This is a genomic window from Cellulomonas fengjieae (assembly GCF_018388465.1).
Lineage (GTDB): Bacteria > Actinomycetota > Actinomycetes > Actinomycetales > Cellulomonadaceae > Cellulomonas > Cellulomonas fengjieae.
Genome location: NZ_CP074404.1, coordinates 3,351,479 through 3,367,706 on the forward strand (window position 1 = coordinate 3,351,479; position 16,228 = coordinate 3,367,706).

The 16,228-nt window shown below is 72.0% G+C and carries 15 protein-coding genes and 1 tRNA gene; 7 read left to right on the plus strand and 9 right to left on the minus strand.

The window, feature by feature from the left end; translation table 11 throughout:
* Positions 1-13 precede the first annotated feature (13 nt).
* Together nhaA and KG102_RS15490 are read left to right on the plus strand one after the other, a co-directional pair.
* A complete protein-coding gene (gene nhaA / locus KG102_RS15485) occupies positions 14-1,294 on the plus strand; it encodes a Na+/H+ antiporter NhaA (protein WP_208212819.1) in 1,281 nt (426 codons plus the stop codon).
* 11 nt (positions 1,295-1,305) lie between these two features.
* Positions 1,306-2,244, plus strand: coding sequence for an alpha/beta fold hydrolase (locus KG102_RS15490; RefSeq protein ID WP_208288173.1), 939 nt, complete (start codon positions 1,306-1,308; stop codon positions 2,242-2,244).
* Between the two features lie 3 nt (positions 2,245-2,247).
* Here the strand turns inward: KG102_RS15490 and nth are convergent, their stop codons facing one another.
* On the minus strand, positions 2,248-2,946 hold the full coding sequence (nth, locus tag KG102_RS15495; RefSeq protein WP_372438140.1) for an endonuclease III: 699 nt from the start codon (positions 2,944-2,946) through the stop codon (positions 2,248-2,250).
* 162 nt (positions 2,947-3,108) lie between these two features.
* Between nth and KG102_RS15500 the strand changes: the two genes are divergently transcribed.
* The gene (locus KG102_RS15500; protein ID WP_208288172.1) at positions 3,109-3,522 is read left to right on the plus strand and encodes a hypothetical protein; all 414 of its coding nucleotides are present in this window, start codon (positions 3,109-3,111) and stop codon (positions 3,520-3,522) included.
* Between the two features lie 130 nt (positions 3,523-3,652).
* Positions 3,653-4,330 carry a Crp/Fnr family transcriptional regulator gene (locus KG102_RS15505; protein ID WP_208212822.1) on the plus strand — a complete coding sequence of 226 codons (678 nt, stop codon included), beginning with the start codon at positions 3,653-3,655 and terminating at the stop codon, positions 4,328-4,330.
* A gap of 23 nt (positions 4,331-4,353) precedes the next feature.
* Here the strand turns inward: KG102_RS15505 and KG102_RS15510 are convergent, their stop codons facing one another.
* Genes KG102_RS15510 through KG102_RS15520 form a run of 3 tightly spaced genes read right to left on the minus strand, consistent with a single transcriptional unit; the run spans position 4,354 to position 5,339 of the window.
* A complete protein-coding gene (locus KG102_RS15510; RefSeq protein ID WP_208212823.1) occupies positions 4,354-4,848 on the minus strand; it encodes a RidA family protein in 495 nt (164 codons plus the stop codon).
* Positions 4,848-5,006, minus strand: a complete 159-nt coding sequence (locus KG102_RS15515; RefSeq protein WP_208212824.1) for a DUF4177 domain-containing protein — start codon at positions 5,004-5,006, stop codon at positions 4,848-4,850. Before KG102_RS15515 ends, KG102_RS15510 begins: the two co-directional genes overlap by 1 nt.
* Before the next feature lie 39 nt (positions 5,007-5,045).
* A complete protein-coding gene (locus tag KG102_RS15520; protein ID WP_208212825.1) occupies positions 5,046-5,339 on the minus strand; it encodes a WhiB family transcriptional regulator in 294 nt (97 codons plus the stop codon).
* 227 nt (positions 5,340-5,566) lie between these two features.
* Here KG102_RS15520 and KG102_RS15525 point away from each other — a divergent pair, with 227 nt between their 5' ends.
* From KG102_RS15525 to KG102_RS15535, 3 genes are all read left to right on the plus strand, one after another.
* Positions 5,567-8,002 (plus strand): transglycosylase domain-containing protein, encoded by a 2,436-nt coding sequence (locus KG102_RS15525; RefSeq protein ID WP_208212826.1) that lies wholly within the window; start codon positions 5,567-5,569, stop codon positions 8,000-8,002.
* Positions 8,002-8,961, plus strand: coding sequence for a metallophosphoesterase (locus tag KG102_RS15530; protein ID WP_249667356.1), 960 nt, complete (start codon positions 8,002-8,004; stop codon positions 8,959-8,961). The genes KG102_RS15525 and KG102_RS15530 overlap by 1 nt, the downstream gene beginning before the upstream one ends.
* A gap of 48 nt (positions 8,962-9,009) precedes the next feature.
* Positions 9,010-9,086 (plus strand) — tRNA-Pro (locus KG102_RS15535).
* A gap of 79 nt (positions 9,087-9,165) precedes the next feature.
* Here KG102_RS15535 and KG102_RS15540 read toward each other — a convergent pair.
* The 5 genes from KG102_RS15540 to KG102_RS15560 all read right to left on the minus strand — a co-directional run bounded on the left by KG102_RS15540 (position 9,166) and on the right by KG102_RS15560 (position 16,209).
* A complete protein-coding gene (locus KG102_RS15540; RefSeq protein WP_208288171.1) occupies positions 9,166-10,176 on the minus strand; it encodes a LacI family DNA-binding transcriptional regulator in 1,011 nt (336 codons plus the stop codon).
* 75 nt (positions 10,177-10,251) lie between these two features.
* Positions 10,252-12,216 (minus strand): right-handed parallel beta-helix repeat-containing protein, encoded by a 1,965-nt coding sequence (locus KG102_RS15545; RefSeq protein ID WP_208288170.1) that lies wholly within the window; start codon positions 12,214-12,216, stop codon positions 10,252-10,254.
* A 43-nt stretch (positions 12,217-12,259) separates the two neighbouring features.
* Positions 12,260-13,219 (minus strand): glycoside hydrolase family 43 protein, encoded by a 960-nt coding sequence (locus KG102_RS15550; protein WP_208288169.1) that lies wholly within the window; start codon positions 13,217-13,219, stop codon positions 12,260-12,262.
* 28 nt (positions 13,220-13,247) lie between these two features.
* Positions 13,248-14,759, minus strand: a complete 1,512-nt coding sequence (gene arfA, locus KG102_RS15555; protein WP_208288168.1) for an arabinosylfuranosidase ArfA — start codon at positions 14,757-14,759, stop codon at positions 13,248-13,250.
* A gap of 112 nt (positions 14,760-14,871) precedes the next feature.
* A complete protein-coding gene (locus tag KG102_RS15560; RefSeq protein ID WP_208288167.1) occupies positions 14,872-16,209 on the minus strand; it encodes an ABC transporter substrate-binding protein in 1,338 nt (445 codons plus the stop codon).
* Positions 16,210-16,228: the final 19 nt, after the last annotated feature.

Genomic DNA, 16,228 nt, shown 5'->3' on the forward strand with positions numbered 1-16,228 from the left:
CCGGAGGTCTCCCATGCCTACGCCAGCCGCCCGCCTGTTCGCCGCCCTCTCCCCCGGTTCCGAGCGCAACCTGCTCGACACGCTGCGCGAGGAGCGGGTCGGGGGCGCCCTGCTCCTCGCCGGCACCGTCGTCGCCCTGCTCTGGGCCAACCTCGACCCGTCGTCGTACGCCGGCGTCTCGGACCGGGTCGTCGGACCGGCGGCCCTGCACCTCGACCTCACGTTGTCCGCCTGGGCGACCGACGGCCTGCTGGCGATCTTCTTCTTCGTCATCGGGCTCGAGCTCAAGCGGGAGATCGTCGCCGGGGAGCTGCGCAACCCGCGCACCGCCATCGTGCCCATCGTCGCGGCCGTCGGCGGCATGCTCGTGCCCGCCGGGCTCTACCTCGCCGTCAACCTGACCGCGACCGACGGGGCCCCGCACGGCTGGGCCGTGCCGACGGCGACAGACATCGCGTTCGCGGTCTCCGTCCTCGCGATCGTCGGACGGAGCCTGCCCAACGCCCTGCGCGCCTTCCTGCTCACCCTCGCCGTGGTCGACGACCTGCTGGCGATCATCGTCATCGGTGTCGCGTACACCGAGTCCGTCTCCGCGCTGTGGCTCGGCGCCGGCGCAGCGGCGATCGCGGTCTTCGCGCTCCTCATCCGGCGCGGTTGGGTCAGTGGCTGGCTGCTGGTCCCGCTCGCTGTGGCCGCCTGGGCGGCCGTGCACGCGTCGGGCGTGCACGCCACCATCGCCGGGGTCGCGCTCGGGCTCGTCGTCCCCGGGACCCCCGAGGCCACCCGCAGGGCGCTGCGGCTCACCGCGGTCCCGCGCGAGTCGCTGGCGGAGCGGTGGGAGCACACCTGGCGACCGCTGTCGGCCGGTCTCGCGGTGCCCGTGTTCGCGCTGTTCGCCGCCGGCGTGACCCTCAGCGCCGAGGCCCTGCGGTCGACGTTCGGCGACCCGGCGGCCCAGGGCGTCGCGCTCGGGCTCGTGCTGGGCAAGCCGCTGGGCATCCTGGGTGCCACCTGGCTGGTCGCCCGGTTCACCCGCGCCACGCTGGCGCCCGGGCTCGGCTGGGCGGACGTCGGCGCCGTCGGGCTGCTGGGCGGGATCGGGTTCACCGTCTCGCTGCTGGTCGGTGAGCTGGCCTTCGGTGCCGGCAGCGCGCACGACAACCACGTGGTGGTCGCGGTGCTCAGCGCCTCCCTCGTCGCCGCCGTGCTGGGCGGTGCCGCCCTGTACCAACGCGACCGGTATCACGCCCGAACCGCGGCGACGACTTCACGCGAGACCCCCCGGACCGGGTAGGTTCGGCTCCGATGAGCACCGTCGACTCCGCCACGCTCCTCATCGACGGCCCCTGGGAGCACCGCTACGTGGCCGCGAACGGCGCCCGGTTCCACGTGGCGCTCGCCGGACCCGACGACCGCGACGCCCCGCTGGTCGTCCTGCTGCACGGCATCCCCCAGTTCTGGTGGGCGTGGCGCCACCAGCTGCCCGCGCTCGGCGACGCCGGCTACCGCGTCGCCGCGATGGACCTGCGGGGGACGGGTGGCTCCGACAAGCCGCCCATCGGCAACGACATCCCCACTCTCGCGGCCGACGTCGCCGGCGTCGTCCAGTCGCTCGGCGCCACGGAGGCCGTGGTCGTGGGCAGCGGGACCGGCGGGGAGATCGCCTGGGCGATGACCGGCCTGCACCCCGACCGCGTCCGCGCCGTCGCGGTGCTCTCGGCCCCGCACCCGCTGGACGCGCGCGGGCACCCCCGGGTGGCCATCCGGCCGTCGGCGCTGCGGCGGCTCGCGTTCATCCAGCTGCCGTCGGCGCCCGAGCGCGCGCTCACGCACGGCGACCTGCTGACCCAGCTCCTGCACGAGTGGAGCGGCGACCCGGGCTGGCCCGACGCCCGTACGGAGGCGACGTACCGTGCCGCGGCGCGGGTGCCGTTCGCCGCGCACAGCCAGATGGAGCAGCTGCGCTGGCTGGTCCGCTCCATGCCGCGTCTCGACGGTCGGCGCTACCACGCCGCCCTGGCGGAGCGCACGCGTCCCCTGCCCGTCCTGCAGCTGCACGGCGGACGGGACGGGCTGCGGCCGGCCTTCCGCGCGGCCCTGTCCAGGGACACCAGCGCGCTGGTCGCGAAGCCGTACCAGTTCGAGCTGCTCGCGCGGGCCGGTCACTACCTCGCCGAGGAGGAGCCCGAACGAGTCACCGAGCTGCTGCTCACGTGGTTGGACGAGGTCGTCGGCACGGCCTGACCGTCACTGCTTGACCATGGCCAGTGCGCGGACCGGATCGATCTCCCCGATGCCGGCCGAGGGGCACATGGCCGCCACCGGGCACGCCCCGCACGCGGGCTTGCGCGCGAAGCAGGTCCGCCGGCCGTGGAAGATCAGGCGGTGCGACGCCATGGTCCAGTCCGCCCGCGGCAGCAGCGCGCCGAGCTCCTGCTCGACCACCAGCGGGTCGTCGCTCACCGTGTACCCGAGCCGCTTCGAGAGCCGCATGACGTGCGTGTCGGTGGTGATGCCCGGGATGCCGAACGCGTTGCCGAGCACCACGTTCGCCGTCTTGCGCCCGACCCCGGGCAACGAGACCAGGTCCGAGAGCCGGGGCGGGACCTCCCCGCCGAACCGCTCGACGAGCTCCCGCGACAGCCCGGTCACCGACTTGGCCTTGGCCCGGAAGAACCCCGTCGGGCGCAGGATCTCCTCGAGCTCCTCGGGGTTCGCCGCAGCGAGCGCGGCCGCGTCCGGGTAGCGCGCGAACAGCACCGGCGTCGTGAGGTTCACCCGGACGTCCGTGGTCTGCGCCGAGAGCACCGTGGCGACCAGGAGCTCGAACGGTGAGGTGAAGTCCAGCTCGCAGCGCGCGTCCGGGTAGCGCACGGCGAGGACCCGGTCGATGCGCCGGGCCCGGCGGGTGCGGGCAAGGGCGGACTCCTCCGCGGCTGCGATCACCTCGGCAGCCTACGACGGACCGCCCACAGGCCCTCGAAGTGCCATCTGACCTGGGACGTTGCTCCCTTGGAGTGATCCGGGGCGCTTTCGTTCGCCCCGCCTCAAGGTGGTGGCCAGCGGGGTCGAATCTCGGGTAGTCCCTTGTGAGGAGGAGCTGCTCCCATGTCGTCGCCAGTCCAGCAGCGGGCCAGTGACCCTCGCCTCGACCGCCGTGCCCTGCGCGCGGAGCACGCCCGGGTCACCTGGTGGCAGCGTCTCGTGCGCGCCCGGCTCGACCTTGCGGTCGCCCAGGTGACGCGTCCGGACCCGCTCGGCGAGGAGATGGCGTTCCAGCTCCCCCTGGACGTCGGGATCGACGTGCCGCGCCCGGCCACGCTCGCGGACCTGCTGCCCGGGGGACCGGTCGTCGACGTCGAGCGGCTGCGCGAGCTGCGCGCCCTCGACACGCAGCTCGCCCTGTACGCGGCCGGGGTGGAGGACGCCCTCTCCCGCGCCACGGATCGCCTCATCGAACGCCTCGCCGCGGACCCGCACGTCGCCCTCGCGGGCTTCCCGGAGACTCCGAGCCGCGGATGACGCCCGGCATGGGGCAGACTGAGAGCCGACCACGCCGCTGCGAAGTGGCGGGCTCGTCTGAGCTCTGTCGAGAACGATGCCGCCACCGGGGCCACCCGGGTTGTCGCGGCCAGAAAGGTGAGGTGTCCCCGTGGAGGACGACATCGTGCTGTCGGCGCCGCTGTTCGCCGGGCTCGACCCGGAAGCGTCGGAGGCGCTCGTCGCGACCATGAAGGCGATCGACGTCGCCCGCGGGGACGCCCTGTTCCACGAGGGTGAGCCCGGCGACCGGCTCTACGTGGTGCGCGAGGGCAAGATCAAGCTCGGCCGACGCTCCAACGACGGACGCGAGAACCTGCTGGCCGTCCTCGGCCCGGGAGAGATGTTCGGCGAGCTCAGCCTGTTCGACCCCGGCCCCCGCACCGCGACCGCGACCGTCGTCGCCGACGCCGTGGTGCTCGAGCTCGGGCACGGCGACCTGATCCGCTGGCTCCAGGACAAGCCCACCGTCGCGCAGCACCTGCTGCAGGCGCTCGCCCGCCGGCTGCGTCGCACCAACGAGGCGCTGGCGGACCTGGTGTTCTCGGACGTCCCCGGCCGCGTCGCCAAGGCGCTGCTCGACCTGTCGACCCGCTTCGGCGAGAAGGTCGACGAGGGCATCCGCGTGGCCCACGACCTCACGCAGGAGGAGCTCGCCCAGCTGGTCGGCGCCTCGCGCGAGACGGTGAACAAGGCGCTCGCCGACTTCGCCGCCCGCGGCTGGGTCCGCCGCGAGGGCCGCGCGGTCGTGCTGCTCGACGTCGAACGCCTCGAGCGCCGAGCCCGCTGAGCCGGCGTCGGGCCGGGCGGTCGTCAGCCCAGCTCGACGACGATCTCCACCTCGACTGGCGAGTCCATCGGCAGCACGGCGACCCCCACCGCGGAACGCGCGTGGACACCCGCCTCGCCGAGGACCTCGTGCAGCAGCAGGCTCGCGCCGTTGACGACGGCGGGCTGACCCGTGAACGTCGGGTCGCTCGCCACGAAGCCGACGACCTTGGTCACGTGCACGATCCGGTCCAGCGCGTCGGCGCCGTGGGGCCCGCCGTCGGCCGCGACCACCGCGGCGACGGCGGCCAGGGCGTTCAGCGCGCAGATCCGGGCACAGTCCGCGGCGTCCTGCGGCGAGACCAGCCCGTCGCCGTCACCCACCTTGCCCGTCGCCGGCAGGGCGCCCGCGACGAACGGCAGCTGACCGGAGGTGTACACGTAGGCACCGGACCGCACGGCCGGCACGTAGGCCGCGAGCGGGAGCGCCACCTGCGGGAGCTCCAGACCGAGCGCTGCCAGCCGTGCTGCGGCGCCCATCAGGACTGCCGGGGCCGCTTGAGGTACGCCACGAGCCCGGCGTCCGGGCCCTGCACCACCTGGACGAGCTCCCACCCGTCTGCACCCCACTGATCGAGGATCGCCTTGGTGGCGTGGATGATGAGCGGAATCGTCGCGTACTCCCAGGTCGTTGCCATGAGAGCCAGCCTAGGGCCCGTCCCCCCGTCGGAGCGCTCTCACAGCGCGTCGACGACGTCCCGCCCGACCAGCTCGCTCTGCCACGACCGCACATCCGGCCGCCGCCGCAGGAGCGCCCGGCGCTCCCGCTCGGTCATCCCGCCCCACACCCCGAAGTCCATGTGGTTGTCGAGCGCGTCCGCGAGGCAGGCGAGCCGGACGGGGCACGTGTGGCACACCGCACGAGCCTCCCGCTGTGCGGCTCCCTCCACGAAGAGGGCGTCGGGCGAGATCTTGTCCGCCGCGCACGCCGCGCCGGCGGTCCAGTGCGCGTCCTGCGCGACTGTGGTCACTGAGCCTCCCGCACACCGAGGGGGCGTGCCGTGGCGTCCGCACCCGAGTTCTTCGGGGAAACTACTGGGTGAAGCACCCCCGTGGCGAGACTCCGTTCGGGTAATTTCGTCAGGTGGACGTGTGACCAGGTCATCGGGACCGTCACGCCTGTGCAGGTCCCGTGCAGGTCGACCGGGTGCCGCGGTTCCACGCGAGGATGGACGGGGCGGCGGACTACCCTGACGGCATGCCGAACCCTGCGCGCCAGCGCGGCCGACAGGTCAACGCCTTCCAGGCGTTGGCCCTTCTGCTCACCTTCGCGCTGGTCGCGGGTGTGGGCGGGGTGCTCGCCGCCGGTCTCGTCCTGCCCGGAGTCGCCGTCGCCAACGGGGTGACCGACCTGACCGTCACCGCCTTCGACGACCTGCCGACCGAGCTGCAGGAGAAGCCGCTTCCGGAGAAGTCGGTCATCCGGGCGGCGGACGGCCAGCTGCTGGCGACGTTCTACGACCAGAACCGGGTGGTCGTCCCGCTCAGCGAGATCTCGCCGCTCCTGCAGCAGGCGGTCATCGCCACCGAGGACAAGCGGTTCTACACGCACGCCGGGGTCGACCCCACGGGCATGCTCCGCGCCCTGGTGAAGAACCAGATGGAGACCGACGGCGGCCAGGAGGGCGCGTCGACGCTCACCCAGCAGTACGTCAAGAACGTCCTCATCGACGCGGCCCTCGCCAAGGACACCGAGGCGGAGCGGCTGGAGGCCATCCGCGCCGCGCAGGAGGCCGAGGGTGCCGAGGGGTACGCCCGCAAGCTGCGCGAGGCGAAGCTCGCCATCGCCCTCGAGAAGAGGGAGACGAAGGAGCAGATCCTCGAGAAGTACCTGAACATCGCCCCGTTCGGCGCCTCCGTCTACGGCGCCGAGTCGGCCGCGCAGTACTACTTCAGCAAGCCGGCCAAGGACCTCAACTACCTCGAGGCCGCCACGATCGCGGGCGTGACGCAGAGCCCGACCAAGTGGGACCCGGTGCTCTACCCGGATGCCTCGCAGAGTCGTCGCAACATCGTCCTGCAGCTCATGCGCGACCAGGGCTACATCACCGCCGAGGAGTACGCCGCGGGCGTCGCGACCCCTCTCGTCGACACCATGCACACGCAGCCCCTGAAGCAGGGCTGCATGACCGCCGGCGACGCGGTCCCCGGGTCGGGCTACTTCTGCGACTACGTCACCAAGGTGATCCTCAACGACGAGGCGTTCGGCGCCGACCGAGCCGCCCGCAAGGGGCTGCTGTACCGCGGCGGCCTCACGATCACGACGACGTTGGACCCCCGGCAGCAGGCGGCGGCCGACGCGGAGGTCAAGGCGGGCGTGCCGGTCGGCGACCCGTCCGGCGTGAAGTCCGCGATCTCGGTGGTCGAGCCGCACACCGGCAAGATCACCGCGATGGCGCAGACCACCAACTTCAACCCCACGTCGAACCCGGGCCCGGGCGAGGACGCGGTCAACTACAACACCGACGCGGCGTACGGCGCCTCGAAGGGGTTCGCCCCGGGCTCGACGTTCAAGCCGTTCACCCTGGCGCAGTGGCTCAAGGAAGGCCACAGCCTCAACGAGAGCATCAACGGCACGCCGATGCAGTACCCGATGTCGGCATTCAACGCCTCGTGCACCCGGCTCGCCGGTCCCCCGTACAAGTTCGGCAACGCCGAGGGCAAGGGCGCCGTCATGTCGGTCCTCGACGCGACGAAGAACTCGGTCAACTCCGGCTACATCGCCATGGCCACCAAGATCGACCTCTGCGGCATGATCGACACGGCCACCTCGCTGGGCATCCACCAGGCCAACACGGGCGAGCCGTTCAAGGTCCTGCCCGCCAACGTGCTCGGGTCGGACGGGGTCGCGCCGCTCACGATGGCCGCCGCTTTCGCCGCGTTCGCCGCCGACGGCATGTTCTGCAAGCCCATCGCGATCGTCAGCGTCGTCGACACCAACGGCGCGTCCCTGCCCGTTCCGCAGGCGGGCTGCACACAGGCGCTCGAGCCGCAGATCGCCAGGGCCATGAACTTCGCGATGTCGAACGTCTGGAAGGGCACCGCCGAGTCCGTCGGCGCCCCGCCGTTCCCGTCGGCCGGCAAGACCGGCACGACGTCGGAGAACGAGTACACGTGGTTCGTCGGCTACACGCCCCGCCTGGCGGCGGCCGTCTGGGTGGGCCACAGCGAGGGCATGATCCCGGTCAAGGACGTCTGGATCGGCGGCAAGTTCGTGCGCCGGGCCTTCGGCTCGTCGGTCGCGGCTCCCACCTGGAAGCGGTTCATGACCACCGCGCTCAGCGACGGCGGAGCCAACCCCGACTTCGCGGCCCCGGCCGAGAAGGAGGTGTTCGGCGAGAAGGTCGCCGTGCCGTCCGTCGTCGGGCTCAGCGAGGGTGACGCGCGCAACCGGCTGGGCGGAGCCGGGTTCAGGACCTCCGTCGCCCCCGAGCAGGTCGGCTCGTCGCTCCCGGCGGGCACGGTGGCCGCACAGAGCCCGTCGGGCACTGCGGTCAAGGGGTCGTGGGTCACGCTGACACTGTCCAACGGTCAGCCGGCCGCGCCTCCGCCGGCGCCCGAGCAGCCCGGCCTGCCGGGGGGGCCGGGCGCAAACAGGCCAGGACCGGGCAACCCGCCCGGACAGAACCGCTAGTGGCGGTCACGCTGTCGGGCGCGGCCCGCGCCACCGGTGCCCTGGCGGCGGCCGGCGCGGGTGCGCTCGCGTACGCGTCGCTGGTCGAGGTGCGCTGGTACGCGCTGCGGGAGGTGACGGTCCCCGTGCTCCCCGCGGGCCAGGACCCGCTGCGCATCCTGCACCTGTCGGACCTGCACCTGACCCCCGGCCAGCGGCACAAGGTCGACTGGGTCAGGGACCTGGCGACGCTGGACCCGCACCTGGTGCTCGACACGGGCGACAACTGGGCCCACCTGGACGCGATGCCCGACCTGATGGACGCCCTGGAACCGCACCTCGCGGTCCCGGGCGCGTTCGTGCTCGGCTCCAACGACTACATCGCGCCGATGCCCAAGAACCCGGCCCGCTACCTGCTGCCGGACGCCCGTCGCCGGCCCGCGGCGCCGCCGACCGAGCTGCCCTGGCGTGAGCTGGTCTCGCGGTTCCGCTCCGCCGGCTGGGTCGACCTGTCCAACCGCCGGGACGTGCTCAAGGTGGACGGCCGTGTGCTGTCGCTCGTCGGCACCGACGACGCGCACCTGGACCGGGACGAGTTCCCGGCGGCCGGCGGACCCGACGACGCCCGCACCGGCGGCACACCCGTCGACCTGCACCTCGGCGTCACCCATGCCCCCTATCGGCGCGTGCTGGACGCCATGCACGCCGACGACGTCGACCTCGTCATCGCCGGCCACACGCACGGCGGTCAGCTCGCGCTGCCGTTCTGGGGCGCGCTGGTCACCAACTGCGACCTGGACACGCGCCGCGCCAAGGGCCTGCACGGCTGGCCCGGGCCGCGTCCGGACCAGCCCGGGGGCGCGGGATCCACGTGGATGCACGTGTCCGCGGGGCTCGGCACGTCGCCGTACGCGCCCGTGCGCTTCGCGTGCCGGCCGGAGGCGACGCTCCTCACACTGGTTCCGCCCGCTCACGGCTGATCCGGTTTCGTCCCAGCCCTGGTCGTCGGCTATCCTTACCAGGCTCCACGGGGTGTGGCGCAGCTTGGTAGCGCGCTTCGTTCGGGACGAAGAGGTCGTGGGTTCGAATCCCGCCACCCCGACCAGCAAGAATGGCCCCTGGCCTGCGGAAACGCAGGACAGGGGCCATGTCTTTAGGCATCTGGGCGGCCGCGCCGCACCGGATCAGCGCGTGCTCTCCCGCAGGACGAGCCGGGCGCCGGCCGTGTTCGTCGCCGGTGGACGCGATCCCCCTGCACCGTCTGCACGGATTCGCTGCTGGAGCACCGCGAGGATCTGGTCGGTGATCGCCTCGTTGCCCGGCTCCACCGACGAGAGCCGGGGAACCGTGAACTCCGCTTCGGGACCGTTGTCGAACCCGATCACCTGCACGTCCCCCGGCACCCGCAGGCCGAGGTCCGCTAACGCTCGCAGCGCTCCCATCGCGAGCGCGTCGGTCACGCAGAACACCGCGTCGAAGGACGGGTCGCGCTCGTGCAGGGCGAGTACCGCGCGATGACCCTGGTCCGACGAGTAGGAGGGGACCTCGATGACGAGGCCCGGGTCGACCGCGAGGCCGACGTCGTCATGGGCCTCGCGGTAGCCGCGGGTGCGCAGCGAGGCCATGTCGTCGGTGTCCTCGTGCCCACCGCCGACGATCGCCACCCGGCGGGACCCCGTGCCGAGCAAGCGGCTCGTGGCGGCGCGACTTCCGCCGACGTTGTCCATCATCACGTGGTCGAACCTGCGCGGCACCGGACTCTCCCCGATGAACACCACCGGGATCTCCAACCGCAGCCGGGTGAGGTCCGCGGGACGGAGCCGGACGAGGTTGACGATCGCGCCCTCGAACCGGCGCAGGTGCGCGGGCGAGATCGCCGCCAGCTCGCCCTCGCGGCTGCCGCCGGTGCGCTGCAGGAGCAGGTGCCAGCCGTGGCTCTCGGCCCCCGCGGCGAGCCGGTTGAACAGGTGCGCGTGGTACGGACCCTCGAGGTCCGGCAGGACGAGGCCGACCGCTCCGGTCCGGCCGGTGCGCAGGCTGCGGGCGGTCGCGTTGACCTCGTAGCCGAGCTCCGCGACCGCCGCGAGGACGCGCGCGCGGGTGCCGGGGCTGACGCCGGGCCGACCGTTGACGACGTTCGACACGGTCATGGGCGACACGCCGGCCTGCCGGGCCACGTCGACCATCCTCACCATGCGCTCGATCCTTCCAGCGGCATGCCGCTCACGGGGGCGGACGTCGGCTGAAGATGGACCGCGCGCGCGGCGGGGTCACCAGACGCGGATGCGGCCGGCGCCGGCCGGCAGCGTCGCGAGAGGGCCGGCCGGGTAGTCCGTGCCGGCGGTCTTCACCGCGCCGAGCAGGTCGGTGTCGAGCACCAGGGCGGAGCCGTCGGCCTCCTCGAAGTCGGCGCCGACGAAGCGCACGGGCGGCAGGTCGGCGCTGGTGACCGGGCCGGACCGGACCGGCAGGGCGTCCGCGGGGACGTCGAGGTCGAGGTAGACGCGGTCCCCCTCGTCGACGACGCGCACCGCGACCGGCTCACCCAGGACGACCGGCTCCGTCTCCGACTCGTACGGGGTGGCGCCGTTGGCGTACGCGTTGTGGTGGATGTACGCGGGCTGCGCGCGACCGTGGAATCGGCGGTGGTCACCCTCGCCCTCGCGCAGGCCACCCAGGTAGTCGGCGAGCGTGGCGGGATGCCCGTCGTACCCTTGCGTGCCGAACGTGGCCCCGTCACGCGCCGCCGTGCCGGGCCGGTACGCCAGGTCGGCGTCGCCGCCCAGGAAGAGGTTGCCGAGGTAGCGGTCGTCGCCGCCGTAGACCACCGCGTACCCGCTGACCTGGGTGCTGTGCGGCCGGTGGTACGGGGTCGCGCGGTCGATCACGGGTTCGAGCCGGACCGTTCCCGCCACGAGGTTGTGGACGAAGCCGCCACCCTGGCTGAACACCTCCAGAGCCGCCCGCGAGCCCAGGATGTTGTGGTCCACCACGTAGGGACCGTGACTGACCTCGACGAACAGGTCCCGGGTGTTCGCGTACAGCAGGTTGCGCGTCACGCGGGTGCCCTGCGTCTGCCAGTCGAGCCAGATCCCCAGGGTGCAGTCGTGGATCCGGTTGTGCACGATCTGCACGTCGATGGCGGCGTGGAGCTTGATCCCGCCGATCTCGTGCCCGTAGAACTCGCGCTTGGTCGCGATGTGGTGGATGTGGTTGTCCTCGATCGTGGAGAACACGGCGCCGAGGTGTCCCACGATCGCGTTCTGGCCGCAGTCGAAGATCGTGTTGCGACGCACGACGTGCGATCCGATGTGCTCGCGGTCCCAGCCGATCTGCTCCGCGGCGAAGACCGACTCGAGCTGGTACTGGTAGCCGGGCTTGTCGCCGCGCTCGGTCGAGTAGTTGTGCCCGGTGGACGCCTCCTTGCCCAGGGAGATCGCCGAGCACTTGGCGTCGTGGATGACGTTGTCCTCGATGACCCAGCCCTTGGCCCAGTTGGGCCCGACGAGCCCGGGCTGGTCCGCGGTCGGCGGTGCCCACGGCGTGGCGGCGTGCGCCATCTCGAAGCCACGCACCGTGATGTAGTCGAGGTGGTGCTCCGTCGGGGAGAACACCGACCGGCGCACGTTGACCTCGACGAGCGCGACGTTGGGGTCGGCGCCGTGGAAGTTCGCCCACAGGGTCGTCGACGTCTCCCCAGGCTCGGCGTACCAGACGTAGCGCGTCTGGTCGGCGTCGGCGATCGGCTCGGACGTCTCGGTCCATCCGTCGACGGATTCGGTGCGCCGCGGCGGGTCGGTGAGGGCGTCGACGTCGTGGACCTCGAAGAAGCTGCGCCCCTCCAGGTAGACGTCACCGAGGTGCGCGCGCTCGCCGGATGCCGGGGGGATGAGCCAGTCGCCCTGGACCTCGTGCGCGAACGGGTTGAAGTCGCCGAACAGCGTCTGCGGGATGACGACCTTCCAGACGGTCCCCGTCACCGGCGTCCAGCCGGTGATGCGCTCCGACCCCTTGATCACGACCCGCTCGCCCGGCGCCGCCTCGTAGGTGATCCGCCGCTGGTCGCTGAGGCCGCCGCGCGCCGGGGTGACCCACTCGCGGTACTCGCCCTCGTGGACCCGGACGGTGTCGCCCGGGCGCGCCAGCGCGGCGGCGCGGTTGATGGTGCGCAGAGGTGACGCCGCGGAGCCGTCGTGGTCGTCGGAGCCCGTGGTGGCGACGTGGTAGTGCGTCATCGGGTGCAACCTTCGGTCGTCGGGGTGCGGCCGTGCATGGGGGTCACGCCGGGTAGGCGGCGCGGAGGCGTGCCCACTCGTCACCGCACAAGGGCAGCACACCACCGTGCTTCGTGTCGGGCGGCATGCGGAACGTGTCCGTCGGGATCGGCTCCCACCGGCCGGAGGTCAGGTCCGTCGTCCGGTACCCCACGTAGCCCTGCGGGCGCCGCGAGTACTGGTCGACGAACAGGTACCAGACGTCGTCGTGGTGGTCCCGGAAGAGCACGGGCGCCTCGAGCCTGTCGTGCGCGTCGGCACCGATGCGCGTCGCCACCGTGCGGTACCCGCCGGACAGGAGCGCCGGCCCGGTCTCGTGGTAGACACGCAGCGAGCCGGGCGCGAACGACTCCTCCTTCGAGATGCGGTGCACGATGCCGTCCTCGACGAGGATCGTCGTGTCGATGACGCCGGTGCCCCGGTCGATGAGCACCTGCGTGTCCCCGAGCCGGCGGAGGTCCGGCGTCCAGGCCGCGAGGACCCGGCTGTAGGAGTCCCCGCGGTGCTCGACGTCGTCCGGCTCGTAGAGCGCCGAGGACCAGAACAGCAGGAACTCGCCCCGGTCCGGGTCGTACACGGCCTCCGGAGCCCACGCCATGCCCGCCTCGGGCGGTGCGACCTCGAGGGCCCACGGCTCCGACCACGTCACCAGGTCGGTCGATCGCCACACGAGGATGCTGCGGCTCCCGTGGCGCGTCCACGCGTCCCAGCCGGCGTCGTCCCCGCCGTAGATGCGCAGGTCCGTGGCGACGATGTAGAACGCGTCAGGTCCCCGCACGACGAACGGGTCGCGGATCCCGGTGGTGCCCACGGTCGACCGCAGCAGGGGCGCTCCCCCGTTGAGCCGGACCCACGCGCACGGGTCGTCGCCGTCGCTGAGGGAGAAGTAGACCTGCTCCCCGTACCCGTCGGGGTCCTCGACGAAGTGCACGAGCAGGTACCCGAACCCGTCAGTCGCCGACATGGCTCTCCCCCTCCGTGGCCGCCAGCGCCTAGCGGGCCACCTGCAGCAGGAACATGCTCCACGAGGCGGGCGGAAGCTGCGCGCGCAGCGTCGTGCCGGCGACCGTGCTGGAGGGGTGCGAGCGCGGAACGACGCGGTCGGGGTCCTCCTGGGTGTTGGCGGCGAACAGGTCGTCGTCCGCCAGGAGGACCGCCTCGGTGAGGCTGGCCTCGCCGAAGCCACGCAGGTCGGTGGAGAAGTCGACGGCGTCGGTAGGGTTCCGGTTCACCACGAAGACCGCCAGCCGACCGGTGTCGGCGTCGTAGGTGGCGACGGAGTCCAGGACCGAGACCTCGCCGTGCTGGGCCGTGACCAGGGTCGGCGCGTCGACGCGCAGGTCCAGCACCTGCCCCTGGGCGTGCCGCGCCGTGAGCGCGAAGGGGTGGAAGATCGACTGGCGCCACGCGGGGCCGTCCGGCTCCGAGCGGATGGGGCTGATCGTGTTGACCAGCTGCGCCTGGCAGGCGACGGTCACCCGGTCGCTGTGCCGGAGCAGGGTGATGAGCAGCGAGCCGACGACGACGGCGTCGAGCACCGTGTACGCGTCCTCGCTCAGCCGCGGCGCGACGGTCCAGTCCCCCGGCGTCTCGTCGCTCTGCAGCGCGCTCTGGTACCAGACGTTCCACTCGTCGAAGGCGATGTCGATCGTCTTGGAGGAGTTGAGGGTGGCGCCGACGTGGTCCGCCGTGGCGACCACGTCCCGGATGAACCGGTCCATGTTGACCGACGAGGCCAAGAAGCTGGCGACGTCGTCGCCGGCCAGCTCGTAGTACGCGTGGGCCGAGATGTAGTCCACCAGGTCGTAGCTGTGCTCCAGGACGGTGGCCTCCCACGTGCCGAACGTGGGCATGGAGCGCCCCGACGACCCGCACGCGACGAGCTCGAGGTCGGGCTCACGCTGGCGCAGGGCGCGCGCCGTCTCGGCCGCGAGGCGCCCGTACTCGGCGGCGGTCTTGTGCCCGAGCTGCCACGGCCCATCCATCTCGTTGCCGAGGCACCACATCCGGATGCCGTGCGGCTCGGCCACGCCGTGCTCGACCCGCAGGTCCGACAGCGCGGTGCCGTGCGGGTGGTTGGCGTACTCCAGGAGGTCGAGCGCCTCCTGCATGCCGCGCGTCCCCAGGTTCATCGCCATGATCGGCTCGACGTCGGCCTTGCGGGCCCAGGTCATGAACTCGTTCAGGCCGAACGCGTTGCTCTCGATGGTGCGCCAGGCGGGATCGAGCCGCGTCGGCCGGTCCTGCACAGGGCCGACCCCGTCCTCCCACCGGTACCCCGAGACGAAGTTGCCGCCCGGGTAGCGCACCGCGGTCACGCCGAGCTCGCGCACCAGCTCCAGGACGTCGCCGCGCAGCCCGTCGTCGTCGGACGTCGGGTGGCCGGGCTCGAAGATCCCGCCGTACACGCACCGACCCATGTGCTCGACGAACGACCCGAAGACCCGGCGGTTGACGGGTGCCACGACGAAGGCGGGGTCGATCGACAGCGTGCCGCTCTGCATTGCTACTCCTGGGGTGTGGTGGAACTCGCGCGCCGGATCTGGTCGACCGACGACGGTGACGTGCTGGTGCGATCCCGGGCGCCGGCGGACGCCGGCGCCCGGGATCAGGGACCTACTTGCCGATCTGGTTCTCCAGGTCCTTCTGCGCCTGGTCGAGCGCCTCCTGGGGCGCCATGCCGTTCTCGAAGATCTGCGTCCAGGTGACAGTGGTGAAGATGTCGTCGACCTTGGGCAGGTTCGGGTTGGTGAAGGCGCCGAAGTGGCCGATGTCCGCCTTGACCTCGTTGAGCACGTCGAACAGGTTCGTCTTGAAGTACTTGTTGAACTTGTTGTCCGGGTTGTGCGTGACTGCCTCGTTCTCCCACACCGACATGTTCACCGGGTCGAAGCCGAGCACCTCCCAGACGGCGACGTTCGCCTCGGGCGAGAGCTTGGCGAACGCGAGCCACTCCGCCGCGAAGTCCTTCTTCTTCGACGACTCGATCACCGCGGTACCGGTGCCACCGCCACCGATCGTCGCGACGTCACCGCCCTCGATCACGGGCGCCGGGGCGATGGCCACGTCACCGGCGAGGTCGGGCATGTAGTCGACGAACCGCGACGTGTACCAGGCGGGGTAGACGATGGCCGCGTAGTCGCCGCGGTTGATGGCGCCGAACGCCTCGTCCGTGTCGGGTCCGCCACCGGGGATCGTCGAGATCGCGCCCGCGTCCAGCATCCGCTGCTCGAGCTCGAGGGCCTCGACGACCTCCGGGCTGTTCACCGCGACGGCGCCGTCCTCGTCGAAGAAGCTGCCGCCCAGCTGCGCGACGATGAGAGGCTCCACGAAGTCGACGCTCGTACTGGCCACGCCGAACGCCTTGCCCGTCGCCTGGTTGTACGCCGCGCCGGCAGCCTCGAAGTCGTCCCAGGTCTCGATGGTCGTGTAGTCGATGCCCTGGGCCTCGAGCAGCGCGGTGTTGTAGAACGCCACGAACGCGCCCACGTGCATGGGGAAGCCGTACATGCCGTCGGCCCGGCTGTACAGGTCCAGCCGCGCCTGGACGATGTCGTCCTGGTAGGGCTTCGCCGCCTCGCTCAGGTCCATGAGCGGGGTCTTGCCGTCCGCCGTGACGAAGTTCGAGAACTTGCTGACCTCGATGTCGACCACGTCGGGCAGGCCCGCCTTGGCGTTGACCGCGAGCTGCAGCTTGTTGTGCATGTCGTCGTACGGGTACACCGTCACGTCGAGGTCGACGGGGCGGTTCGGGTTCTGCTCGTTCCACTCCTCGGCCATCTGCTCGTAGTAGGCCGCGTGCAGCTCGGCGAACACCCACATGTCGAGCGTGGTGGCCTCACCGTCAGCGGCCGGCGCGGCGTCGCTGTCTGCGCCGCCGCTGCATGCCGACAGCATCAGCAGGCCTGCGACGCCTGCCGCAGCAAGCGGGAGGAACCTTCGCGATACAGCCATGATGTGACTCCGTTCTTTC

Bases quoted from the DNA above. Each gene is read 5' to 3' on its own strand.
- nhaA (WP_208212819.1), top strand. From the start codon at position 14: ATGCCTACGCCAGCCGCCCGCCTGTTCGCCGCCCTCTCCCCCGGTTCC.
- KG102_RS15490 (WP_208288173.1), top strand. From the start codon at position 1,306: ATGAGCACCGTCGACTCCGCCACGCTCCTCATCGACGGCCCCTGGGAG.
- KG102_RS15500 (WP_208288172.1), top strand. From the start codon at position 3,109: ATGTCGTCGCCAGTCCAGCAGCGGGCCAGTGACCCTCGCCTCGACCGC.
- KG102_RS15510 (WP_208212823.1), bottom strand. From the start codon at position 4,848: ATGGGCGCCGCAGCACGGCTGGCAGCGCTCGGTCTGGAGCTCCCGCAG.
- KG102_RS15515 (WP_208212824.1), bottom strand. From the start codon at position 5,006: ATGGCAACGACCTGGGAGTACGCGACGATTCCGCTCATCATCCACGCC.
- KG102_RS15525 (WP_208212826.1), top strand. From the start codon at position 5,567: ATGCCGAACCCTGCGCGCCAGCGCGGCCGACAGGTCAACGCCTTCCAG.
- KG102_RS15540 (WP_208288171.1), bottom strand. From the start codon at position 10,176: ATGGTGAGGATGGTCGACGTGGCCCGGCAGGCCGGCGTGTCGCCCATG.
- KG102_RS15545 (WP_208288170.1), bottom strand. From the start codon at position 12,216: ATGACGCACTACCACGTCGCCACCACGGGCTCCGACGACCACGACGGC.
- KG102_RS15550 (WP_208288169.1), bottom strand. From the start codon at position 13,219: ATGTCGGCGACTGACGGGTTCGGGTACCTGCTCGTGCACTTCGTCGAG.
- arfA (WP_208288168.1), bottom strand. From the start codon at position 14,759: ATGCAGAGCGGCACGCTGTCGATCGACCCCGCCTTCGTCGTGGCACCC.
- KG102_RS15560 (WP_208288167.1), bottom strand. From the start codon at position 16,209: ATGGCTGTATCGCGAAGGTTCCTCCCGCTTGCTGCGGCAGGCGTCGCA.